Here is a 19,924-nt window from a genome sequence, read left to right on the forward strand (position 1 = left end):
TGTCGGAGTCAGCTCTTGGAACCCGAGAGCGCGACACTCTGGACGAAGTGCCGCTGGAGGAAGACGTAGACGAGCAGCATGGGCAGGCTCGCGATGAGCGAACCGGCCATCATCACCGGGTAGTTCGTCTCGAACTGGCCCTCCAGGGAGGTCAGTCCGGCGCTGATCGGCATCGTCGACGGGTCGGTGTTGACGACCAGGGGCCACAGCAGGTCGTTCCAGGACCACATGGCGGTGATGACGGCGAGCGCGGCGAGGGCGGGCCTGATCAGCGGCAGCATGATGGACCAGAAGATCCGGAAGGAGCCCGCGCCGTCGATGCGGGCGGCCTCCTCCAGCTCCATGGGGAGCGTGAGGAAGAACTGGCGCAGCATGAAGGTGCCGAACGCGCTGAACATGCCGGGCAGGAACAGCGCGGGGGCGGAGTTCAGCAGGCCGAGCGACTGGATGATGTCGTACTGCGGGAGCACGAGCAGGGAGCTCGGCACCATCAGGACGGAGAGGAAGAGCGCGAAGAGGACGTTGCGCCCCCGGAAGCGCATACGGGCGAAGGCGTAGGCGGCGAGGGAGCAGAAGACCAGCTGGCCGAGGGTGCGGCCGACGGTGTTGAGCACGCTGTTGGTCAGCATTTCGCGGAACGGCAGCGCGGTGAAGACCTTCTCGAAGCTCTCCCGGTTCCAGTCGTCGGGCAGGAAGGTGGGCGGTACGCGCGAGGTCTCGGCGAGTGTCTTGAGGGCGGTGAGCAGTTGCCACAGGAAAGGGAAGACCATCACGAGCGCGCCGAGCGAGAGCGCGGCGTGGGTGGCGATGGATCCGGCGCGCCCGCGTGTCCGGGTGTCAGGCATAGTGCACCCACCTCTTCTGGAGCCGGAACTGAAGGTATGTCAGCGCGGCGATGAGGAGCATGAGGAGGAAGGCGAGCGCGGCCGCGGCGCCCTGCGCGTTCTCGACGAAGGCCCATTTGTAGAAGAGGCCGACGACGGATTGCGTATGGCCGATCGCGGGATTCTTCTCGCCCATCATGATGTAGATCAGGTCGAAGGTCTGCAGAGAGTTGATCATGCAGATGACGGAGGCGAAGAAGATGGTCGGGCTGAGGAGCGGAAGGGTGATCGTGAAGAACCTGCGCAGCGCTCCCGCGCCGTCCAGTTCCGCGGCCTCGTAGTAGTCCCGCGGAATTCCCTTGATGCCCGCCATGAAGATGATCAAGTAGTAGCCGGTGGTCGACCAGACCATCACCGTGCCGATGGCGAAGACGGCCGTGGACGGGTCGGAGACCCAGTAGTGCCGGTCGACGCCGAACCGGGCCAGCACCTCGTTCAGGAGCCCGAAGTCGCCGTTGTAGAGCCAGTTCCAGACCAGTCCGACGGCGACGGGCAGCGTCACGAACGGCACGAAGTACAGGGCGCGGTAGAGCGCGACGCCGCGCAGGCCGCGCCGGTTCAGGAGAGCCGCCACGACGATCGCGACCGGCAGTGCGGTGAGCCCGACGAGGCTGTAGATCAGCGTGTTGCCGAGCGCCTGCCACACGGTGACGTCCTGCACGACACGCACGTAGTTGTCGGTGCCGATGAACGTGTGGCCGCCGAAGGCGCCGAATTCGGTGAAGCTGAAGTAGAAGGTCTGGAGCAGCGGCCAGAAATAGAAGACGGCGAAGCCGAGGCCGAGCGGGGCGATGAAGAGGTAGGCGGCACGCTGCCCCCGGGACTTGCCGGGCGCGGCGGCGCCGCGTCCTCTCGCTTCCGCGGCCGCCGTGGCGGGAAAGACACTCATGAGGCGCGCTCCTCCTTCAAGGCCCGGTCCATCTGCTCGCCCAGCGTGCGTGCGGCGCTCTCGATGCCGCCCTTTCCGCTGAACGAGGCGCCGAGTAACGGGTATTGGAGGTTCTCCCAGACCGGCGTGTTCTTGGAACTCGGGTACGGAACGGCGTACTTCTGCATCTCGATGAAATGCTTCAGGTCGAATTCGGGCATCGACTTGAGCCAGGCGTCCTGCGTCCCCTCGTAACTGGAGATGGTGGCGCCCGCCTTCGCCTGGATCTCGGCGGCCTCGCGCCCCGCCATGAAGTGCACGAACTTCCAGGCCGCTTCCTTCCTGCGGCTCTTGGCGGAGATGACGTTCGCGAGGCCGTGGATGATGGTGGCCCTGCGGCGCCCCTTGGGCAGGACGGCGATGCCGCCGTGGTCCTTGATCGCGGGGACGGCGTACATCTGCCCGGACATCGCGGAGACGTCGTAGTTCATGGCGACCTTCTCCGACCAGTAGCGCACGCGCCCCACGGACTCGACCATCGCGCTCTGCGGCGGCGACCAGCCCCGGTCGACCATGTCGGTGAGGAAGCGCAGGCCCTCGATGGACCGCTCGTCGCCGAAGCCGGAGCGGCCGTCCCTGAGGACGTGGCCGCCCGCGGCACAGATGGCCGGGTAGATCTTGAACTGCCGGTCCATCTCGGCGGCGAAGCCGTGCACGCGCTCGCGGGGGTCGGTGAGTTCGGCCGCCGCGTCCCGGACGTCGTCCCACGTCCAGGTGGCGTCCGGGTACGTGATGCCCGCCTTGTCGAAGAGCGCTTTGTTGTACCAGAGGCCGATGGTGTCGAAGTCCTTCGGCAGGCCGTACTGCGTGCCCCGGTAGGCGTACAGCTTCACGAGCGCGTCCGGGTGGCGTTCCACGGGTGTGGCGTCGGCCTTGATGTGCCCGGAGAGCGGTTCGAGGACGCCGTTCGCCGCGTACAGCTGGAAGTTGACGGCGTTCATCCAGAAGACGTCGGGCGCGGTGCCGCCGCGCATCGACGTCTTGAGGGTGGTCCAGTAGCTCGCCCAGGGTGTGAGCTCGATGCGCACCGAGATGCGCGGATGTCTCTTCTCGAACGCCGCGATGATCTTCTCCATGCCCGGCACCTGTGCCGGATCCCACATCCCGTACGAGAGCGTGGTGCCGCCCCCGCCGTCCGCGCCGCCGCCCCCACCGGAGCAGGCGGCGAGCAACGGGGCGGCGAGCGCCCCGCCGAGCAGAGTCCTTCTGCGCATACGTGCCTTCGCCTCCCAGGAAGCCGTCGGGCGCCGGCCGGGCCGCCACGGGCGCGACAGCAGGCGCCCCCGAGGTGCCGCTACGGCGCCGTGTCCGCGAGCAGTTCCTCCTCCACGTGGTCGGGCGCCTTGCGTACGGCGCCGAGGGCCACGCCCCGCTCGCCGAGCGAGCTCAGCGCGATGCGCGGGACGTGCGGGGTCACGCGGTGCAGCCGCTCTTCGAGCAGCGGCACCGGATGGCGGCCGACGGGGGCGGCGACACCGGGGGCGAGCCCTCCCGCGCTGCCGCACCCGCCGCGGTGCGGCCGCCCGCCGATGACGTCGTCCGCGAGCGTGGCGGCGCCCTGCCGCCGCTCGGCGAGGACCGCGAGGTGCACGTCGTTCTCGACGAGGGTGCGCCCCCTTCCGCCGTCGGAGAGCAGCCGCCCGAGGTCGGCGCCGGACCACTCGGGCACCTCGGGGGAGGTGACGACCCCGCCCGCGTCCACGACGCCGGGGACGCCCACGCGGCGGGCGAGGGCGGCGCTCCGGCGCGGCACATGCGTGCCGAGGAACGTCTCCATGGCGTGGCGCAGCAGATCGAGGCGGGAGCTGCCGCGTAACCGCTGGGTGTGCTGGGCGAGTTGGGTGGTGAGGGCGGCGCCGCCGAGGCCGGCAGGGAACATCGGTGTCTTGTGCAGCCCTGCGTCGACGCCGAGGATGAGCCCGGCCTCGGCGCGGAAGCGGAAGCGCCGTGCGGGGCGGCCTGGCGGGTGATCACCGACGGCTCCCGTCGCCGCGGACTCGCCGACGAGGCCCCGCCCGGTCGGTTCCTCCACGGCGGCCTCGACGGTGGACTGCGGGAGGCTGGAGCCCGCGGCGGGCTCGGCGCGGGTCCGGGGGCTGCGGCGGGACGGGGCGCGCAGGACGACCGTGGTGTTGAGCCGCCGCAGCGTCACCAGGTCGTGCCCTCGTGCCGGATTCCGCACCAGTGCTTCACCTCGGACCCGCGCCGGAACAGTCCAGTCCGCGGGCCCCATGACCTGCCGGCCCGCCGCTTCAGCAGGAATTCGCCAGGAATTCGGTAGGACACTCCCATATCCGCCCCGGCCCGGGAACCCCTTCGACGGCACCTGTCGGCGGCGGGGACGACGGCGAGGACGCGCCTTCGGGCTCCACCGCCGTCCCGCAGGGCCTTCGGCGCGGGCCTGAAGCATCCTGATTGCCCCGTCCGCCCCCGGACAGCTCGGCTGTTGCCCGTACCGCCTCATCGCCCGCCTGGGCGCCGGTGGCGCGGGCCGGTGGTGCAGGCGGAGTTCGCCCGGCACCCGGAGTTCCGGCGGCGGTTCGCGCGTGCGGTGGCGGGCGCGCGCAAGGGGGCGGGGCGTGGACCGCACCGGTTCTGGACGCGGACACCGACGCCACGCGCCCTGCGTGGCCACGGGCTACGTCCCCGGGCCGGACCTGCACGCCGTGGTCGGCGAGCAGCACGGTCCGCTGCCCGAGGAGTCGGTACGCACCCCCCGCACACGGCCTGGCCCAGGCGTTGCGGGCCATTCATGATGCCGGCCTGATCCACCCCCACGGCGCGTGCTCGGCTTTCGGCGCCTCGTCGAAGTGCCTGCGGTGCACGGCGAACCTGTCTTTCCTCGTGTCAAAGACGGCGATCCACTCGCCACGGCGGCCCTCGGAGGCGGGCCGTTCGCCCCGCGCGAAGCACGATCAGACAGCGCAGAAGCCAACGAATCACTACTAGTCGCAGTACGTCTCCAACGTGCCTCGGCGCCGCACATCCAGCGTCGCGCAATGGAACGCACCGCCGAACGGCGCGTAGTGCAGCAGGTCGCACGGGATCGGCTCGAACCCCCAGGATTCGAGCGCCCGCAGCATGCCGGTGTGGTGCCGCTCGGCGATCACCCGCTTCTCGTCGATCATCAGCACGTTCATGCTGAGCCACTTGCCGCACATCGACGTCATCTTGAGCAGACGCTCGTCGATCGGGTCGGGTTGGGGGGCGACCAGGACGTCCCACGAACGCAGCACGTCGGGCAGGCGGTCGACGTCGATGTACTCGGGGTTGACCAGGACCTTGCCGGGGGCGAGCAGGACGAACGTCGTGTCGATGTGCATGGGTGTGCGGCAGCGGCTCTCGATCTCGTGGATGCGATAGCCGGGCCCGAGATGGCGGCGCAGCCAGTCGATGCCCATCTGATTGGTGACGTTGCTCCGCGTCACGAACAGATCGCGGCCCGCGCGCATGAAATCGGCCGCGTCGAATACCGGCTCGAACTCGGTGAGGATGTAGCGCATCGGCTCGCCGTCCTTGGGCGGCCGGAAATCCTTGTCATACAGCTCTTCGGTGAGCTGGGGCTTCGGGGCGGCCGTCCAGCGGGCGCCGCGGCGGAAGTAGTCCTTGAGGAGCGCCCGATAGGAGTGGGTCTCGTAATACCGGCACGGCCATGCCATCGGCGTTTCGATGATCTCGTCGCCGATGACGAGCATGCCGTCGCGCGGACAGGAATTGCAGAAGCCGCGCGAGGACCAGTCGGGGGTGGCGAAGCGCTGCTTGTAGTCCACCGCGTCCGGCCGTGTGACGGTGACGCCGAGGGACTCCAGGAGAGTGACGAACTGGTCGAGTTCCTGCTGCGCGGGCTCGATGAGCCTGCGCGGGTACTCGAAACCGGCGGCCAGTCCTTGCAGCCGCGCCGCCCAGGGCGGAATGTTGCAGGCCACCACGGGGTGGCTGGAGGGAATCGTCGCGCCGTCGAGACGCCCGACGATCACTTCCTCCAGCGGGTCCCACTCATTGTGCGAATTGACGGGCGACCCGAGAGTTTCACTGCCGGTCACCTCTGCCGTAATGCCAGGCCTTTGCGCTACGCCCATGTTCACCGCTTCCGCTCGCAGAGACAACGACTCACCGAACTCAACGCTTTACCACAGGTGACGCGGCCCTCGTCGTACGCCGGGCATACGTCGAGTACCAGCCTGCGCGGTATTCATGCCACCGCCACGGCGGCCGCCACGCGTGGCCGGATCGTGAAGATCCGGGCAGGGGCACGTGCGTCCGCTGTGCACAGATGCGGCAGGATGACGTCCGCGCCCGGCCGGACCTCTGGCCCGGCGCGACCGAACTCCCGGAATCGAGCAGGTATCACAAGGTGTCGACACATCACATACGCCGCGTGCAGGCGCACTCGCCCCGTACGACAGGGGTGAACCGATGACCCGTGCGCTCACACTGCACGACTGGATGATGGCCGGGATCGCGGTGGCCGCCGGCGTCGCGGCCGGACTGCTGCTGCGCGCGCTGCTGCGCTGGCTGGGCGAGCGGGCGAGCCGCACCCGGTGGAGCGGTGACGACGTCATCGTCGACGCGCTGCGGACGCTGGTGCCGTGCGCGGCCATCACCGCCGGGCTCGCCGCCGCGGCGGGCGCGCTGCCGCTCACCCCGCGCACCGGACGCAACGTCACGATGACGCTGACGGCCCTGCTGATCCTCGCGGCGACGCTGACGGCGGCCCGGATCGTCACCGGCCTCGTCAGGGCCGTGGCGCAGTCGCGCTCCGGGGTGGCGGGCTCGGCCACCATCTTCGTGAACATCACGCGGGTCGTCGTGCTCGCCATGGGCTTCCTTGTCGTCCTCCAGACCCTCGGAATCTCCATCGCACCGCTGCTGACCGCGCTCGGCGTCGGCGGTCTCGCGGTCGCCCTCGCCCTACAGGACACCCTCGCCAACCTCTTCGCCGGTGTGCACATCCTCGCGGCGAAGACCGTGCAGCCCGGTGACTACATCCAGCTGAGCAGTGGTGAGGAGGGCTATGTGGTCGACATCAACTGGCGCAACACGGTGGTCCGTTCGCTCGACAACAATCTCGTCATCATCCCGAACGCGCAGCTGGCGAGCACCAACATGACCAACTTCAGCCGTCCCGAGCAGGAGCTGTCGATCACGGTGCAGGTCGGGGTGAGCTACGACAGCGACCTGGAGCAGGTCGAGCGGGTCACGGCCGAGGTCGTGGACGAGGTGATGAAGGAGATCACCGGTGCGGTCCCCGATCACGAGGCGGCGATCCGCTTCCACACGTTCGGGGACTCGCGGATCAGCTTCACGGTGATTCTCGGCGTCGGCGAGTTCAGTGACCAGTACCGCATCAAGCACGAGTTCATCAAGCGCCTGCACCAGCGCTACCGCGCCGAGGGCATCAGGGTGCCCGCCCCGGCCCGCACGGTCACCGTGCAGCAGGGCGAGCTGCCGCTGCCGCTCGGCATCCCGCACCAGCGGGACGTCTCGACCCCGCCGCGGGTCCACTGAGCGCGACGCCGGGTGGCGGCCCGCGGTCGGCCATGATCCACTCGCGGGCATGGGGCACGACCACGGCCCGTCCTCCGCGGCGACGGGCGGCACGCTCAGCGGGACGTACCGGAACCGGCTGCTGTGGACCATCTGCATCAGCGGCGCCATCACCGCCATCCAGGTGGTCGGCGCGCTCCTGTCCGGCAGTCTCGCGCTCCTCGCCGACGCCGCGCACAGCCTCACCGACGCGGTCGGCGTCTCCCTCGCGCTCGGCGCCATCACCCTCGCCCAGCGTGCGCCGACGCCGCGGCGCACGTTCGGCTTCTACCGGGTGGAGATCTTCTCGGCGGTTCTGAACGCGCTCTTCCTCGTCGCGATCTTCGTCTGGGTCCTGTGGTCGGCGATCGGCCGCCTCAGCGAGCCGGTGGAGGTCAAGGGCGGCCTGATGTTCGCGGTCGCGGTCGGTGGGCTCCTCGCCAACCTCGTGGGCCTGTGGCTGCTGCGGGACGCCAAGGAGAAGAGCCTCAACCTGCGCGGCGCCTACCTGGAGGTCCTCGGGGACGCGCTCGGCTCGGTCGCCGTGATCGTGGGCGGCCTGGTCATCCTGCTGACGGGGTGGCAGGCCGCCGACCCGATCGCGTCGATCGTCATCGGCCTGCTGATCGTGCCGCGCGCGTACGGCCTCCTGCGGGACTCCGTCCACGTCCTCCTGGAGGCGACCCCGCAGGACGTCGACCTCGGGGAGGTCCGGCGCCATCTCCTGGCGGAGCCGGGCGTCGTCGCCGTGCACGACCTGCACGGCTGGACCGTGACGTCGGGCATGCCGGTACTCACCGCCCACGTGGTGGTCACGGATGCCGCCCTCGCGGCCGGATACGGCGCACTGCTCACCCGCCTCCAGCGGTGCGTCGCCGGCCACTTCGACGTGGCGCACTCGACGCTGCAACTGGAGCCCCGGGGCCATACGGAGGAGGGCGGGGCGCTGCACCTGTGACGGCCGACGTACCTGGGGCCGCCGACGCCCCGGCGGCCCGTGACCAGGTGTGACTCCGCGTCAGCCAAGGGTGCGTCCACCCCGTGGCGATCCTGTGCATCTTTGCGGGCAGCTCCATGGAAGCCGGACGAGACCGCCCATCTCACCGGGGAGCGCCTGACGGTGGCGTGATAGCACGGGGTGATCAGAACCGAAGGAGACGACGACACCATGGGCATCTTCAGCCGTCGCCAGACCGCCACCCTCGACCCGGCGCCCGCCGGGGGCCGCGGTACGCCCTTTCCGGCGGCCGGCGATGCCGGGCTCGACCCGGCGCTTCGCGCGCTGACCGGGCAGTGGACCATCGACCGCCCGCACAGCCGCATCGGGTTCTCGGTGCGGCACGCGATGGTCACGACCGTGCGGGGCGCCTTCGGTGACTACGACAGCACGCTGTACTTCGACGGTGCGCGGCCCTCCGCGTCGCGGGCCGAGATCACCATCCGGGTCGCCAGTGTCGACACGGGCGTGGAACAGCGGGACGCGCACCTCGTGGGCCGCGACTTCTTCGACGCGAGCCGCTACCCGGAGATGGTGTTCCGCAGCACCTCCACGGTCCACGAGGGCGGGGAGACCTTCCGCATGGCGGGGGATCTGACCATTCGCGACGTCACCCGGCCCGTCGAGCTGCAACTCGACTACCTCGGTTCGGTCGTGGACCCGTTCGGGTACGAGCGGGCCGGTTTCGACGGCACCACCACCATAGACCGCACCGCGTGGGGCCTGGTCTACAACCAGCGCCTGGAGGCGGGCGGCACGATGGTGAGCGAGAAGGTCCGGCTGCAGTTCGACATCTCCGCCATCCGGACCACACCCCTGTCGTAGACGCCCCCTCCTACGACGATCTCCAGCGGGGCGAGTGAGACCGCGTCTTCCTCGTCCCCCGCGACTGGACGCCCGGCCACGGCACCTCTATGTGCTCAAGGAGGGCAAGGAGCAGCGCGCCGACCCGCTCAGCGGCCCCGGCCACCGGGAGCGGGAGTGCCGGGGCCGGCGGGTAGGGCGCGTATGGCACGTCACGGGGCGAGGCGGTACGCGTTTGTGATCGTCTCGGTCACGGTGTTGCCGGACGTGTCCTTCAGGTACACGCGGTACGACACGGCCTTGGCCGTCGCCGGGTGCTTCACCTTCGCCGTGCGCGCACCCTTGGTGTCGGTCGTGACGGGGGCCGTCTTCCAGGTGCTGCCGCCGTCGTAGGACACCTTGACCGTCAGCGTGGCGATCTTGCCGGTGCCGGCTGCCGCGCCCGCCACCTTCAACGGCACCGTCAGCGTGCCGCCCGCCGGGGCCGTGCCGTTCAGGGCCAGCTTCGGGGCGAGGCGGACGGTGGACAACGGCAGCTCGGAGGGCTCTTCCTCGGGGGTCTCGGCCGACGTGAACGTCCAGGCCGCGGCGACCTTGGTGCTGGTCGTGGTGTCCCTCGCCGAGCGGGTGGCCTCCATGGTCAGGCGGTACGGGGCGGAGGCGGCCGGGAGTTCGGCGTACACCGCGCCCGGGCCGCCCTCCGCGAGGGTGCGGCCGCCCGACTCCAGGCGGGTGAAGCCGCCGGTCGTCGCGGAGTCGCCCGCGTGGCCCGCGCCGTCGCTGAAGAGCTGGACGTACGCGTCCATGGCGTTGCCCGCGCGGCGTGCGCCCTGCCGGTCGTCGGCCTTGAGGTCGGGGCCGACGACGCCGGTGTTGAAGTTCAGCGTGTAGCGCTTGCCCGCCTTGTACGCGATCTCGTTCGCGCCGTAGTCGATGCGCGACTCCCCCGCGTCGTCGAGCTGCGCCATGGACCAGGTCCAGCGGAGGTCCTTGGTGTTGAGGTAACTCGTCCCGGAGGCCGGGAGCTTCAGCGAGGTCACCGGCACGAGGGGCGGGTTGTAGCCGCTGGTGCCGATCGGCGTGGCGGAGAGCCTGCCCTTGCGGCCCGCGGCGGAGGCGCCGACGCCGTACTTCACCTCGGCCAGCTCGGCCTTGGTGGTCGCATGCTTCAGGCCCGAGAACCAGTTGCCGGTGCGGCTGAAGGCCAGCCGGTAGTCGACCTTGTCCGACGCCGTGCCCGAGGCCTTCCAGTGGCCGTTGTACTGCGCGTTCAGGGTGGGCGAGTCCGGGCCGAGGCCGAGGGTGCGCATGACGGTGCCGCCGCCGAAGCTCCAGCTGCTCGCGATCGCGAGGGTCGTGTCGTCGTAGCTGATGTTCGACTCCGTGAGACGCGCGCCGGCGTCCGGGGTGGTGACGGCGACCGGCTTGGCCTTGCGGGAGTCCAGCGTGAGCGTCGTCTCCGCGCCGACCTTCAGCTTCGGCTGGACGAAGACCGCGAAGCTCTTGGTCGGGCCGTAGACGGAACTCTCCAGTGCGTACGTGCCCTTGGGCACCCGCACGGTCACCGGGCCCTCACGGAAGGGGACCTCGATCTTCCGCTGCGCGCGGTCGGTGAGCGTGGTGGTGTAGTTGGACGAGTCCTTGCCGTTGACGTCGAGGTGCTTCAGCGTGAGGTCGTACGACTCGACCTCACGGTCGACGACGAGGCCGGTGCGCACCTCCTGGCCGCCCCCGGTGGCCAGCAGCGTCCCGCCGTAGATGCCGTCCGCGGTGCCGGACTTGGTGTCGGCGGTGACGGTGGTCTTGGCGGTGCCGCCCGCCGGGACGGTGAGCTTCGTGTCCTTGACGGTGTACATGCCTGCCGGGCCCGGGCGGCCCTTCGGGTCCACGGAGCCCGCGGAGAGCGTGAGGGTGACGGGCTCGGCGCCGAGGTTGCGGTAGGTGACGGTCTTGGCGACCGGCTTGTCGTCTGTGTGCGGCCAGGCCTGCGTACCGAAGGCGACCGTGCCCGGTTCCGGGACGACGGACGCGGTGACGGCGCGCGTCAGGTCGACGCGGCCCGCGCCCTGCTGGTGGGCGTTGAGCGTCGGGTCGGGTTCGGCGGAGCCGGTCAGCGCGGCCTTGAGCTGCGGTCCTGTCCACTTCGGGTGCTGCTGGAGGAGCAGGGCGGCGGAACCGGCCACGTGCGGGGTCGCCATCGAGGTGCCCGACATGGAGACGTAGGCGTCGTTCCCGGTGTCGTCGGGCGTCAGCGTGGAGCGCGCGGCCGTGATGTCGTCGCCGGGCGCGGTGAGGTCGGGCTTGGTGACGCCGTCGGCCTGCGGGCCGCGGCTGGAGGTCTCCGCGATGTTGTCCTGCTTGTCGACGGAGCCGACGGTCAGGGCGGCGGGGGCGCTGCCGGGCGAGTTCAACGTGCCGGACTCGGGGCCGTCGTTGCCCGCCGCGATGACGAAGAGGGCCTTGCCGGAGAGGCGCGCGATGGCCGCCTCCATCGCGTCGGTGCCCGGTGAGTCGAGGCTGCCGAGGCTCAGGTTGACGACCTTCGCGCCGTTGTCGACCGCCCACTGCATGCCGGCGGTGATGCTGGACTCGGTGCCGGTCCCCTCGACTTCGGATATGACCTTGCCGTCCAGGAGCTGTACGTCGGGCGCCACGCCCTTGTACTTGCCGCCCGACTTGGCCCCGGAGCCCGCGAGGGTCGAGGCGACGTGCGTGCCGTGGCCCATGCGGTCCTTGGCGTCGGGTGCGGAGTCGGTGAAGTTCTTCTCGGTGACCTCGACGTTCTTCAGGTCCGGGTGCGTCTGGTCGACTCCGGTGTCCAGGACGGCGACCTTGACGCCCTTGCCGGTGTATCCGGCCTTCCACATGGTGGGGGCGCCGATCTGCGGCACGCTCTTGTCGAGGGCGGGGCGGACCTTGGCGTCCAGCCAGACGTGCGCGACGGCCCGGGCCGCGGTGGTGCGGGCGTTCGTGCGGCCGCCCGTCCCGGCGGTGAGCTCCGACCAGAGGTCCCGCGCACCGGACTTGGGCGCGTCGAACGCCTCGCCGCCGATGGCGGGCAGCGCACGGCGGTCGCGGGCCAGGCCCTTGAAGGTGTCGTCTGCGCCCGGGCGGCCGTTGGCGCGGACGCCCTGCCGGTACTCGACGATCAGCGGCAGCGACGTGCGGTGGGCGTCGTCGTACTTGTCCCTGACGAGCCGCGTGACGTCGAAGAGCCGCCGGTCCAGCGTGCCCGCGTTGATCAGCGGCTGGGCGTCCTGCGGTATGACGTACGTGTGCCCGGCCTCGCGCCGCACCGTGATCGCGACGTCCTCGCGGCCCTTGCCGCGGATCAGCCGGGCGACCTGCTTGCCCGCCGCCCGGATGACCACCCGGTCACCGGTGATCAACGTGACGGTCGTCGTCTTCCCGCCCCGCGCCCCGTGACCGGCCTTGGTCTCCCCGCCGGTACGCGTCCCCGCGGTGCGGTCCGCCCCCTCGCCGGAGTCGGCCGCGGCCGCCCCCACGACCAGTGCCCCTGACACCACGGCGGCTATCGCCGCCGCCCCCACCCTCGATATGACTGCCACCCGGTTTGCCTGTCCTTTGAACGTGCTTGATGTGGTCGTCCGTAACACGCGATCTTGGCGGCGTTCGGTTCTCGGGGTCCGGAAGATGTTCCTGGGATTCTCCAGGGCGTACGACGATGAACGCCGTTCCCTGGGTCAGGTCGATGCTGGAGCGGGGCGGCGCACCGTCGCTCTCGTCGTCCCGCCGCAGCAACTCCACCCGCCGCTGCTCGATTTCCACCGTCTTGTTGCCGTTCACGACCGCCGTGAATTCATCGAAGGCGATGTTCGACAAGGACCGCCCCGTGCGCCTGCGCAGCCAGGGGATCATGCCCAGCCCCGTGAACCATCGCCACGCGCTCTCCATCAGGGCGAAGAAGGCCAGCAGACACGCGAAGGCCGGGAACGACATGAGCCAGATCGTCACGACCGCCTCGCGGAGCTCACGGGGCCAAGGTTCCTGTCGCTCTCGGGGCTCGTCTCGCTGATTGCCATGGGATCACTGTTCCGGGTCCGCGGCGCGCGGGAATCAGACCGGCGCATGATCCGCTTCCCCCATGCGGCGGAGGCGCGGCCACGGTGCTCCACCGCGCGGCGGAGCACAAGTGCCGGGCCGGTCCCACACCTCGCCCCTGCCAGCCAACTCCCCCTATCATGAGCCGACTTGGGGGCGCCACAGGGGAGGTTGGTGAGCATGGAGCCCGTTCTCGCGCCCGTCGTGCTGATCGCCTTGCTCTGCTGGTCGGTCTACACACTCTTCGTATGGATCCGAGACGTCGCCCACCGGCGGCATCTGCCGGCACCGACGCTCGTCCCCGGCCAACTGGAGGCGTTCCAGGGGCAGGCGTTCCGCGAGATATGCCGGCGAGCCGCGAACCCGGGCGTGCACGTGAGGATGACGGACTACTTCGCCGAGCGGGGCTGGAACCGGGCGGACGTCATGCGCATCCTGGCCGAGCCGCTTAAACACAAGCTGATCAAGGTCAAGGGCTGGCGGTTCGGCGGCTACTGCGTGACGCGCAAGGGCTGGGCCGACTACGAGAGCAAGTTCATCTGGACAGGAGGCGAAGGAGTGCACATCTCGTCCGCATCCGGCGGCTTCGTGGTGGCGAACGTCAACAGCCCCCACGCGCTGGCCCACGGCGGCTACGGCAACCGGACCAACACACCCGACATCCCCCACCAACGGCTGACGGAGGCCCTCCGTACGGACGCGGAATCCGCGACGCCCGACGAGGCGGTACGGGCGCGGGAGTACGCCGATGACCTGGCCGCGGCCGTCGACTCCCAGGATGCCGACAGGACGGCCCGCGTCCTCGGCAGGATCAACACCCTGCTGTCCACGGCCACGGCGGCCTTCACCCTGACCCGCGAACTGCTGCCGCCGGGCTCATAGCGGACTCAGTGGAAGCAGAGGCAGAACGGATGGCCGGCCGGGTCCGCGTAGACCCGCCAGTTGGCACCCGGCTGGACCTGATCCGTCCGCTCCAGCACGGTCGCGCCGAGGGCGAGCGCCCGCTGCTCCTCACCGTCGAGGTCGTCCACGTCGAAGTCCAGGTGGAGCTGTTGCGGACGGTCCTGGCCCGGCCATTCGGGCGGTCGATAGCCGTCCACCCGCTGGCAGGCCAGCGGCGTCCCCTCGAACCCGTGCACTTCGACCCAGTCGGTGTCCCCAGGGTCCGCGACCACCTTGCCGCCGAGCAGATTCGCGTAGAACTCGGCGAGCTGCACCGCATCGGCGCAGTCCAGCGCGACCGCCTGTAGCTTTCGAATCACTTCCGACAACCCCTCGCTCTTCGGCCGCTTCCGCGGCACTCCGTACGGGAGGGGTCGTACCCGCCACCCCGGCCGCCATGCGCGAGCACCTACTCGGGCAGGGGGCGGTCGTGGACGACGTTCTTCATGACGAGGGTGGACGTCAGACGCTGGACGCCCGGCAGCCGGGCGAGTTGCTGGTCGTAGAGCCGCTGGAAGGCGGCCAGGTCGGTGGTGGCGACGCGCAGGAGGTAGTCGGGTTCGCCGAACAGGCGCTGCGCCTGGAGGACATGCGGGACAGCCGCCACCGCCTCTTCGAAGGTCGTGACGGTGTCGGCGTCTTCCCAGCGCAGGGTGGCGAAGACGAGCGCCTCGAAGCTGAGGCCCACGGCGGCCGGGTCCACGATCGCGCGGTAGCCGCGGATGGCGCCCTCGCGTTCCAGGTCGCGCAGGCGGCGGTGGCAGGGCGACACGCTGAGCCGCACACGGGCGGCGAGTTCGGTGACGGTGAGACGGCCGTCGAGCTGTAGCTCGGTAAGAATCTTCCGGTCCAGGGCATCCATGGAGAAGATTCTCCCTCACCACGCGCGATCATGGGGTAAATGAGGGAACACCTTCTGGCGGATCCGGCCTAACCTTCCTCGCGTACACGGCACGTGAGAGGGAACGACCCATGGACGCGACGACACTGGCAGCCTTCGTGGCAGTGGATCTTCTGCTGGTGTTCACGCCCGGCGCGGACTGGGCCTATGCGATCTCGGCGGGCCTGCGGGACCGTTCGGTCGTCCCCGCGGTCGCGGGGCTGATCACTGGACACGCGGCGTACGCGCTCCTGGCCGTCGCGGGCCTGGCGGTGATCGTGGCGAATTCGCCGGCCGTCCTCACGACGCTCACCGTCGCCGGCGCCGGATATCTGCTGTGGCTGGGTTGGGGCGTGCTGCGACAGCCGGCCGCTCCAGCGACCGCCGGGGGGACGGTGAGCGCCTCGCGCACGCAGACCGTGCTCAGGGGCGCGAGTATCAGCGGCCTGAACCCCAAGGCGCTACTGCTGTACTTCTCGCTGTTCCCGCAGTTCCTCGACCCTGCCACGGGCTGGCCGGTCGCCGCGCAGACCGGGCTGCTGAGCACGGTGCACCTGACCGCGTGCGCCGTCGTCTACCTCGCCGTCGGCGTGCTCGCCCGCACCGTACTGAAGACCCGGCCATCGGCGGCCCGGGCCGTCAGCCGGGCCTCCGGCGCGATGATGATGGTCATCGGCGGGCTCCTGCTGGCGGAAAGCCTGGCCGGCTGACCGGAGCGACGGATGCCGGACGGCACGGCCCGCCGGGGATCACCCACGTCGGGCTGCGCGTCAGCGAGGCGGCTCGGGCGGGAGCGCGCCGGTAGCCGTGCCATCGGCCTTGGCCGCGTCGGCGACGGCCTCGGCAGCCGCTTCCGCGGCCTGCGCCGTGTCGTCGGCGGCCCGGGCGGCCATGTCGTCGGCGGGCTTCTCGCGGGTGGCCGGTGACCTGGGCAGGTCCTCCTTGAAGGCCCGGGCCACGCCCTGGAACGCGGAGGTGATCTCGCTGGGGATCACCCAGAAGTTGTTCCCCGTACCTTGCGCGAGCTGAGGAAGGGCCTGGAGGTACTGGTAGGCGAGCAGCTTCGGGTCGGGGTCGTTGCGGTGCACCGCCTGGAACACCTCGTCGATGGCCCGCGACTGGCCCTCGGCCTGGAGGATGGCGGCGGTGCGGTTGCCCTCCGCGCGCAGGACGGCGGCCTGCTTGTCGCCCTCGGCGGTGAGGATCTGCGACTGGCGCTGCCCCTCGGCCCCGAGGATCGCGGCCCGCTTGTCCCGTTCGGCCCGCATCTGCTTCTGCATCGCGTCCTTGATGGTCTGCGGCGGGTCGATGGCCTTGATCTCCACCCGGTTGACGCGCAGTCCCCACTTGCCGGTGGCTTCGTCCAGGACGCCGCGGAGCTGGCTGTTGATGGTGTCCCGCGAGGTGAGCGTCTTCTCCAGATCCATGGAGCCCACGACGTTGCGCAAGGTGGTGACGGTCAGCTGCTCGACGGCCTGGAGGAAGTTCGCGATCTCGTAGAAGGCGGCTCGCGGGTCGGTGACCTGGAAGTACAGGACGGTGTCGATCTCGACGACCAGGTTGTCCTCGGTGATCACCGGCTGCGGCTTGAAGGAGACGACCTGCTCCCGCAGGTCGATCACCGGGTGGACGCGGTCGATGTAAGGGATGACGAGGTTGAGGCCGGGATTCAGAGTGCGGTGATAACGGCCGAGGCGCTCGACGTTGCGGGCGCGCGCCTGGGGGACGATGCGCACCGCCCGTACCACGGTGAAGAGCGCGATCAGCGCGATGATCAGGCCGGCAACAAGAAACGCGGAGACTTCCATGATCTCAGTCCCGGGGGTAGACGAACGCGGTGGTCCCGCTGATCTCTACGACGTCCACGGTCTTTCCCGGAGGAATCACCAGCGTCTCGTCGTAGGCGCGAGCGGTCCACTCCTCACCGTCGATCCGCACCCTGCCGCCCAGTCCCGACACCTCGGAGACGACGTAGGCGGCCCTGCCGACCAGGGCGTCTATGCCGAAGCGCGCCGCCTGGGGCTGGAGCACGTGCCGTACCGCGAGGGGGCGTACGAAGAGCAGAGTGATGGTGGCGACGACGGCGAACACCAGGAGCTGGAAGGGAAGCGGGAGTCCGATCGCGGCGCCCACCGCCGTGACCAGTGCGGCGACGCTCAGCATGCCGAGCGCGGCGGTGAGGGTGAAGATCTCGGCCACGGCCAGCACGGCCGCGACGATCAGCCAGAGCAGCCATAGATCCATTGCGTACCTCTTTCGGCCGCAAAGCGCTCGCTTACGTATTTTGCCCCTATTTTACAGGGAGCTCCACGGTGATGTGGAGGCCGCCGGCCGGGCGCGGGGTGAGGGTGAGGGTGCCGTCGTGAGCCTCGGTGATGGTCTTGACGATGGCCAGGCCGAGGCCGACGCCCGCGTGATCGGTGTGTACGCGTTCGGCGCCGCGCCGGAACGGTTCGGTGAGTGTCGAGGCCAGCTCCGCGGTGACCGGCTCGCCGGTGTTCTCGACGGTGAGCACCACGGTCTTGGGGCGGGCGGCGGTCTTGACCCACACGGTGCCCTGGCCGCGGAGGTTGTGGACGATCGCGTTGTGCACGAGGTTCGTGGTCAGTTGCAGCAGGAGCGTCGGCGATCCGATCGTGGGGGTGAGCTCGCCGTCGGTCTCTATGGTGACGCCATGCTTCTCCGCGAGGGCGAGGAGCGTCTCGGTGGCCTCCTCCGCGAGCAGGGACAGATCGACGGGTTCTCGGGTGAAGGACCGCTGGTCGGCGCGGCTGAGCAGGAGCAGCGCCTCGGTGAGGTCGATCGCCCGGGTGTTGACGGCGTGGAGGCGGTCGATGAGTGCGCGGGTGTCGCTGTTCGGATCGGAGCGCGCCACGTCGAGAAGGGTCTTCGAGACGGCCAGCGGGGTGCGCAGCTCGTGCGAGGCGTTGGTGGCGAATCTCCGCTGGTCGGCGACGTGTGTCTCCAGCCGGGCGAGCATCGCGTCGAAGGCGTCGGCGAGTTCGCGGAACTCGTCCTGTCGGCCGGGCAGCCGGATCCGGTGGGAGAGTGATTCGCTCGTGGCCATGCGGGTGGCTTGGGTGATGCGGGTCAGGGGCGCGAGCATGCGGCCGGCGAGAAGCCACCCTCCCAGGAGGCCGAACACCAGCAGGAACCCCAGTACGGCGGCTGCGATCGGAGCGAAGGCGCGCAGGACGGGGAGACGGTAGCGGGGCTCGAAGACGAGCCCGACGTGGGTCACACGTGTCAGGAACACCCACCCGGCCGCGAGCAGCAGGACACCGGCGAGCATGACGAACGCGGCGTAGCTGAAGGTGAGTTTGAGGCGAACGCTCAGCCCGGGCGCCCTATCCACGGTCCGCTCCCGCGCGTCCGACCCGTGGTGGGGTGTCGATGCGGTAGCCGACACCTGGCACCGTGGCGATGATCCAGGGTTCGCCGAGCCGTTTGCGCAGCGCCGAGACGGTGATGCGCACGGCGTTGGTGAACGGGTCGGCGTTCTCGTCCCACGCGCGTTCCAGGAGTTCCTCGGCGCTGACGACACCGCCCTCGGCCGCGGCGAGGACTTCGAGCACGGCGAACTGTTTCCTGGTCAGTGCGACATAGCGGCCGTCCCGGTACACCTCTCTGCGGAACGGATCCACCCGCAGCCCCTCGATCTCCCGTACGGGAGGCCTGTTGTGGGCCCGTCTGCGGTCGAGTGCCCTGAGCCTCATCACGAGCTCTTGGAGTTCGAAGGGTTTTGTGAGGTAGTCGTCCGCGCCGAGTTCGAAGCTGGTGACCTTGTCGTCGAGACGGTCGGCCGCGGTGAGCATGAGGATCGGCATGCCGCTGCCTGAGGCCACGATGCGTCGGGCGATCTCGTCGCCGGACGGTCCTGGGATGTCGCGGTCGAGGACCGCGATGTCGTAGGTGTTGACGCTCAGCAGCTCCAGAGCGGTCTCGCCGCCGCCCGCGATGTCCGCCGCGATCGCTTCCAGGCGCAGGCCGTCGCGGATGGCCTCCGCCATATAGGGCTCGTCCTCGACGATCAGCACTCGCATGCTCCGAGGCTACGAGGCCCCGCATATCGTCGGCATATCGAAAACCGCATACGTGCCGGCAACATGGCGCCGCCTTGGCTGATGGCATGCATCGAACCCACCCATCAGCGCGCACCGCGGCCCGGCGGATCCGGTGGCTCGTGGTGGCCGGCCTGGCGGCCGCCGCGGCGGTGATCACAGTGGTGATCGCCTCGGCCCTCGGCCACCAGTTGCCGAAGTCCTCGTCCACTTCGGCCTCCCTGTCCGCGTCACCGCACGCGTCTCCCGGCGAGCCCCGTGGGGCACCCGACGAGGCCGACGGTGTCGTCCCCGACGGCACGACGGTCTTCGACGACTCGGTTCCGGCCGTCGCCAAGCTCGATCCGGGGCTGCTCAAGGCTCTGCGCCGGGCGGCGAAGGCCGCCGCGGACGACGGGGTCGAGTTCTCCGTCAACAGTGGCTGGCGTTCCCCGGCGTACCAGGACCGGCTTCTTCGCGAGGCCGTGGCCAAGTACGGGTCCAAGGACGAGGCCGCCCGATGGGTGGCCACCGCGGCGACGTCTCCTCACGTGTCGGGGGACGCGGTCGACATCGGGCGCTCGCAGGCGACGGCTTGGCTGTCCCGGCACGGCGCGGACCACGGCCTGTGCCAGATCTACGAGAACGAACCCTGGCACTACGAACTGCGCTCCGAGGCGATCGGCCACGGCTGCCCGCGGATCTATGCCGACCCCACCGAGGACCCGAGGATGCAGCAGTGACCGGTGATGGGCGAGAACAGACGAGGGTGCGGGTGGACACGGCGGAGACCGGCCCGCGTGAGCCGGACCGTCGGGAGAGCCGCTCCGGTGCCTGGCGCGCGGGCCTCCGGCGCGCGTG

General features: G+C 70.1%; 18 protein-coding genes and 2 pseudogenes. 7 read left to right on the plus strand and 13 right to left on the minus strand.

Annotated elements, in window-relative coordinates; genetic code table 11:
• Positions 1-8 precede the first annotated feature (8 nt).
• From ACF062_RS36180 to ACF062_RS36195, 4 genes are all read right to left on the minus strand, one after another.
• Complete coding sequence (locus ACF062_RS36180; RefSeq protein WP_223778206.1) at positions 9-845, minus strand: carbohydrate ABC transporter permease; 837 nt, start codon at positions 843-845, stop codon at positions 9-11.
• Positions 838-1,773: a carbohydrate ABC transporter permease gene (locus ACF062_RS36185; RefSeq protein ID WP_392144023.1), complete on the minus strand. Its 936-nt coding sequence runs from the start codon at positions 1,771-1,773 to the stop codon at positions 838-840. The genes ACF062_RS36180 and ACF062_RS36185 overlap by 8 nt, the downstream gene beginning before the upstream one ends.
• Positions 1,770-3,026 carry an ABC transporter substrate-binding protein gene (locus ACF062_RS36190; RefSeq protein ID WP_392144025.1) on the minus strand — a complete coding sequence of 419 codons (1,257 nt, stop codon included), beginning with the start codon at positions 3,024-3,026 and terminating at the stop codon, positions 1,770-1,772. The genes ACF062_RS36185 and ACF062_RS36190 overlap by 4 nt, the downstream gene beginning before the upstream one ends.
• Positions 3,027-3,106: 80 nt before the next feature.
• The gene (locus ACF062_RS36195; RefSeq protein ID WP_392144027.1) at positions 3,107-3,994 is read right to left on the minus strand and encodes an ROK family transcriptional regulator; all 888 of its coding nucleotides are present in this window, start codon (positions 3,992-3,994) and stop codon (positions 3,107-3,109) included.
• Positions 3,995-4,223: 229 nt separating this feature from the next.
• Between ACF062_RS36195 and ACF062_RS36200 the strand changes: the two are divergent.
• Positions 4,224-4,584, plus strand: a pseudogene (locus ACF062_RS36200) (serine/threonine protein kinase); the annotation flags it as partial.
• Between the two features lie 173 nt (positions 4,585-4,757).
• Here the strand turns inward: ACF062_RS36200 and ACF062_RS36205 are convergent.
• Positions 4,758-5,891, minus strand: coding sequence for an amidinotransferase (locus ACF062_RS36205; protein ID WP_392144082.1), 1,134 nt, complete (start codon positions 5,889-5,891; stop codon positions 4,758-4,760).
• A 337-nt stretch (positions 5,892-6,228) separates the two neighbouring features.
• On the opposite strand from ACF062_RS36205, the gene ACF062_RS36210 reads away from it, so the two are divergent.
• The 3 genes from ACF062_RS36210 (at position 6,229) to ACF062_RS36220 (ending at position 9,160) form a co-directional block, all read left to right on the plus strand.
• The gene (locus ACF062_RS36210; RefSeq protein WP_392144029.1) at positions 6,229-7,320 is read left to right on the plus strand and encodes a mechanosensitive ion channel family protein; all 1,092 of its coding nucleotides are present in this window, start codon (positions 6,229-6,231) and stop codon (positions 7,318-7,320) included.
• A gap of 49 nt (positions 7,321-7,369) precedes the next feature.
• Complete coding sequence (locus ACF062_RS36215; protein WP_392144031.1) at positions 7,370-8,296, plus strand: cation diffusion facilitator family transporter; 927 nt, start codon at positions 7,370-7,372, stop codon at positions 8,294-8,296.
• A 210-nt stretch (positions 8,297-8,506) separates the two neighbouring features.
• Complete coding sequence (locus tag ACF062_RS36220; RefSeq protein WP_392144033.1) at positions 8,507-9,160, plus strand: YceI family protein; 654 nt, start codon at positions 8,507-8,509, stop codon at positions 9,158-9,160.
• Positions 9,161-9,351: 191 nt separating this feature from the next.
• Here the strand turns inward: ACF062_RS36220 and ACF062_RS36225 are convergent, their stop codons facing one another.
• Together ACF062_RS36225 and ACF062_RS36230 are read right to left on the minus strand one after the other, a co-directional pair.
• A complete protein-coding gene (locus ACF062_RS36225) occupies positions 9,352-12,708 on the minus strand; it encodes a S8 family serine peptidase (protein ID WP_392144035.1) in 3,357 nt (1,118 codons plus the stop codon).
• Between the two features lie 127 nt (positions 12,709-12,835).
• Positions 12,836-13,099: pseudogene (locus ACF062_RS36230) on the minus strand (DUF6191 domain-containing protein); the annotation flags it as partial.
• A gap of 282 nt (positions 13,100-13,381) precedes the next feature.
• On the opposite strand from ACF062_RS36230, the gene ACF062_RS36235 reads away from it, so the two are divergent.
• Positions 13,382-14,083 (plus strand): hypothetical protein, encoded by a 702-nt coding sequence (locus ACF062_RS36235; RefSeq protein ID WP_392144037.1) that lies wholly within the window; start codon positions 13,382-13,384, stop codon positions 14,081-14,083.
• Positions 14,084-14,088: 5 nt separating this feature from the next.
• On the opposite strand, the gene ACF062_RS36240 is transcribed toward ACF062_RS36235, so the two are convergent.
• Both ACF062_RS36240 and ACF062_RS36245 read right to left on the minus strand, forming a co-directional pair.
• A complete protein-coding gene (locus tag ACF062_RS36240) occupies positions 14,089-14,463 on the minus strand; it encodes a VOC family protein (protein WP_392144039.1) in 375 nt (124 codons plus the stop codon).
• Positions 14,464-14,552: 89 nt separating this feature from the next.
• Entirely contained in the window at positions 14,553-15,005 is a 453-nt protein-coding gene (locus tag ACF062_RS36245) for an Lrp/AsnC family transcriptional regulator (protein WP_356581610.1), read from the minus strand.
• A 110-nt stretch (positions 15,006-15,115) separates the two neighbouring features.
• On the opposite strand from ACF062_RS36245, the gene ACF062_RS36250 reads away from it, so the two are divergent.
• Positions 15,116-15,733, plus strand: coding sequence for a LysE family translocator (locus ACF062_RS36250; protein WP_392144041.1), 618 nt, complete (start codon positions 15,116-15,118; stop codon positions 15,731-15,733).
• Positions 15,734-15,793: 60 nt separating this feature from the next.
• Here the strand turns inward: ACF062_RS36250 and ACF062_RS36255 are convergent, their stop codons facing one another.
• Genes ACF062_RS36255 through ACF062_RS36270 form a run of 4 tightly spaced genes read right to left on the minus strand, consistent with a single transcriptional unit; the run spans position 15,794 to position 19,066 of the window.
• Positions 15,794-16,831 (minus strand): SPFH domain-containing protein, encoded by a 1,038-nt coding sequence (locus tag ACF062_RS36255; protein WP_392144043.1) that lies wholly within the window; start codon positions 16,829-16,831, stop codon positions 15,794-15,796.
• 4 nt (positions 16,832-16,835) lie between these two features.
• Positions 16,836-17,267 (minus strand): NfeD family protein, encoded by a 432-nt coding sequence (locus tag ACF062_RS36260; RefSeq protein ID WP_392144045.1) that lies wholly within the window; start codon positions 17,265-17,267, stop codon positions 16,836-16,838.
• Between the two features lie 46 nt (positions 17,268-17,313).
• A complete protein-coding gene (locus ACF062_RS36265; protein ID WP_392144047.1) occupies positions 17,314-18,378 on the minus strand; it encodes a sensor histidine kinase in 1,065 nt (354 codons plus the stop codon).
• A complete protein-coding gene (locus ACF062_RS36270) occupies positions 18,371-19,066 on the minus strand; it encodes a response regulator transcription factor (RefSeq protein WP_392144049.1) in 696 nt (231 codons plus the stop codon). Before ACF062_RS36270 ends, ACF062_RS36265 begins: the two co-directional genes overlap by 8 nt.
• 86 nt (positions 19,067-19,152) lie before the next feature.
• On the opposite strand from ACF062_RS36270, the gene ACF062_RS36275 reads away from it, so the two are divergent.
• Complete coding sequence (locus ACF062_RS36275) at positions 19,153-19,806, plus strand: M15 family metallopeptidase (protein ID WP_392144051.1); 654 nt, start codon at positions 19,153-19,155, stop codon at positions 19,804-19,806.
• Positions 19,807-19,924 lie beyond the last annotated feature (118 nt).

The sequence above is a fragment of the Streptomyces sp. NPDC015345 genome (assembly GCF_043078805.1).
In the GTDB taxonomy this organism is placed as follows: Bacteria; Actinomycetota; Actinomycetes; order Streptomycetales; family Streptomycetaceae; genus Streptomyces.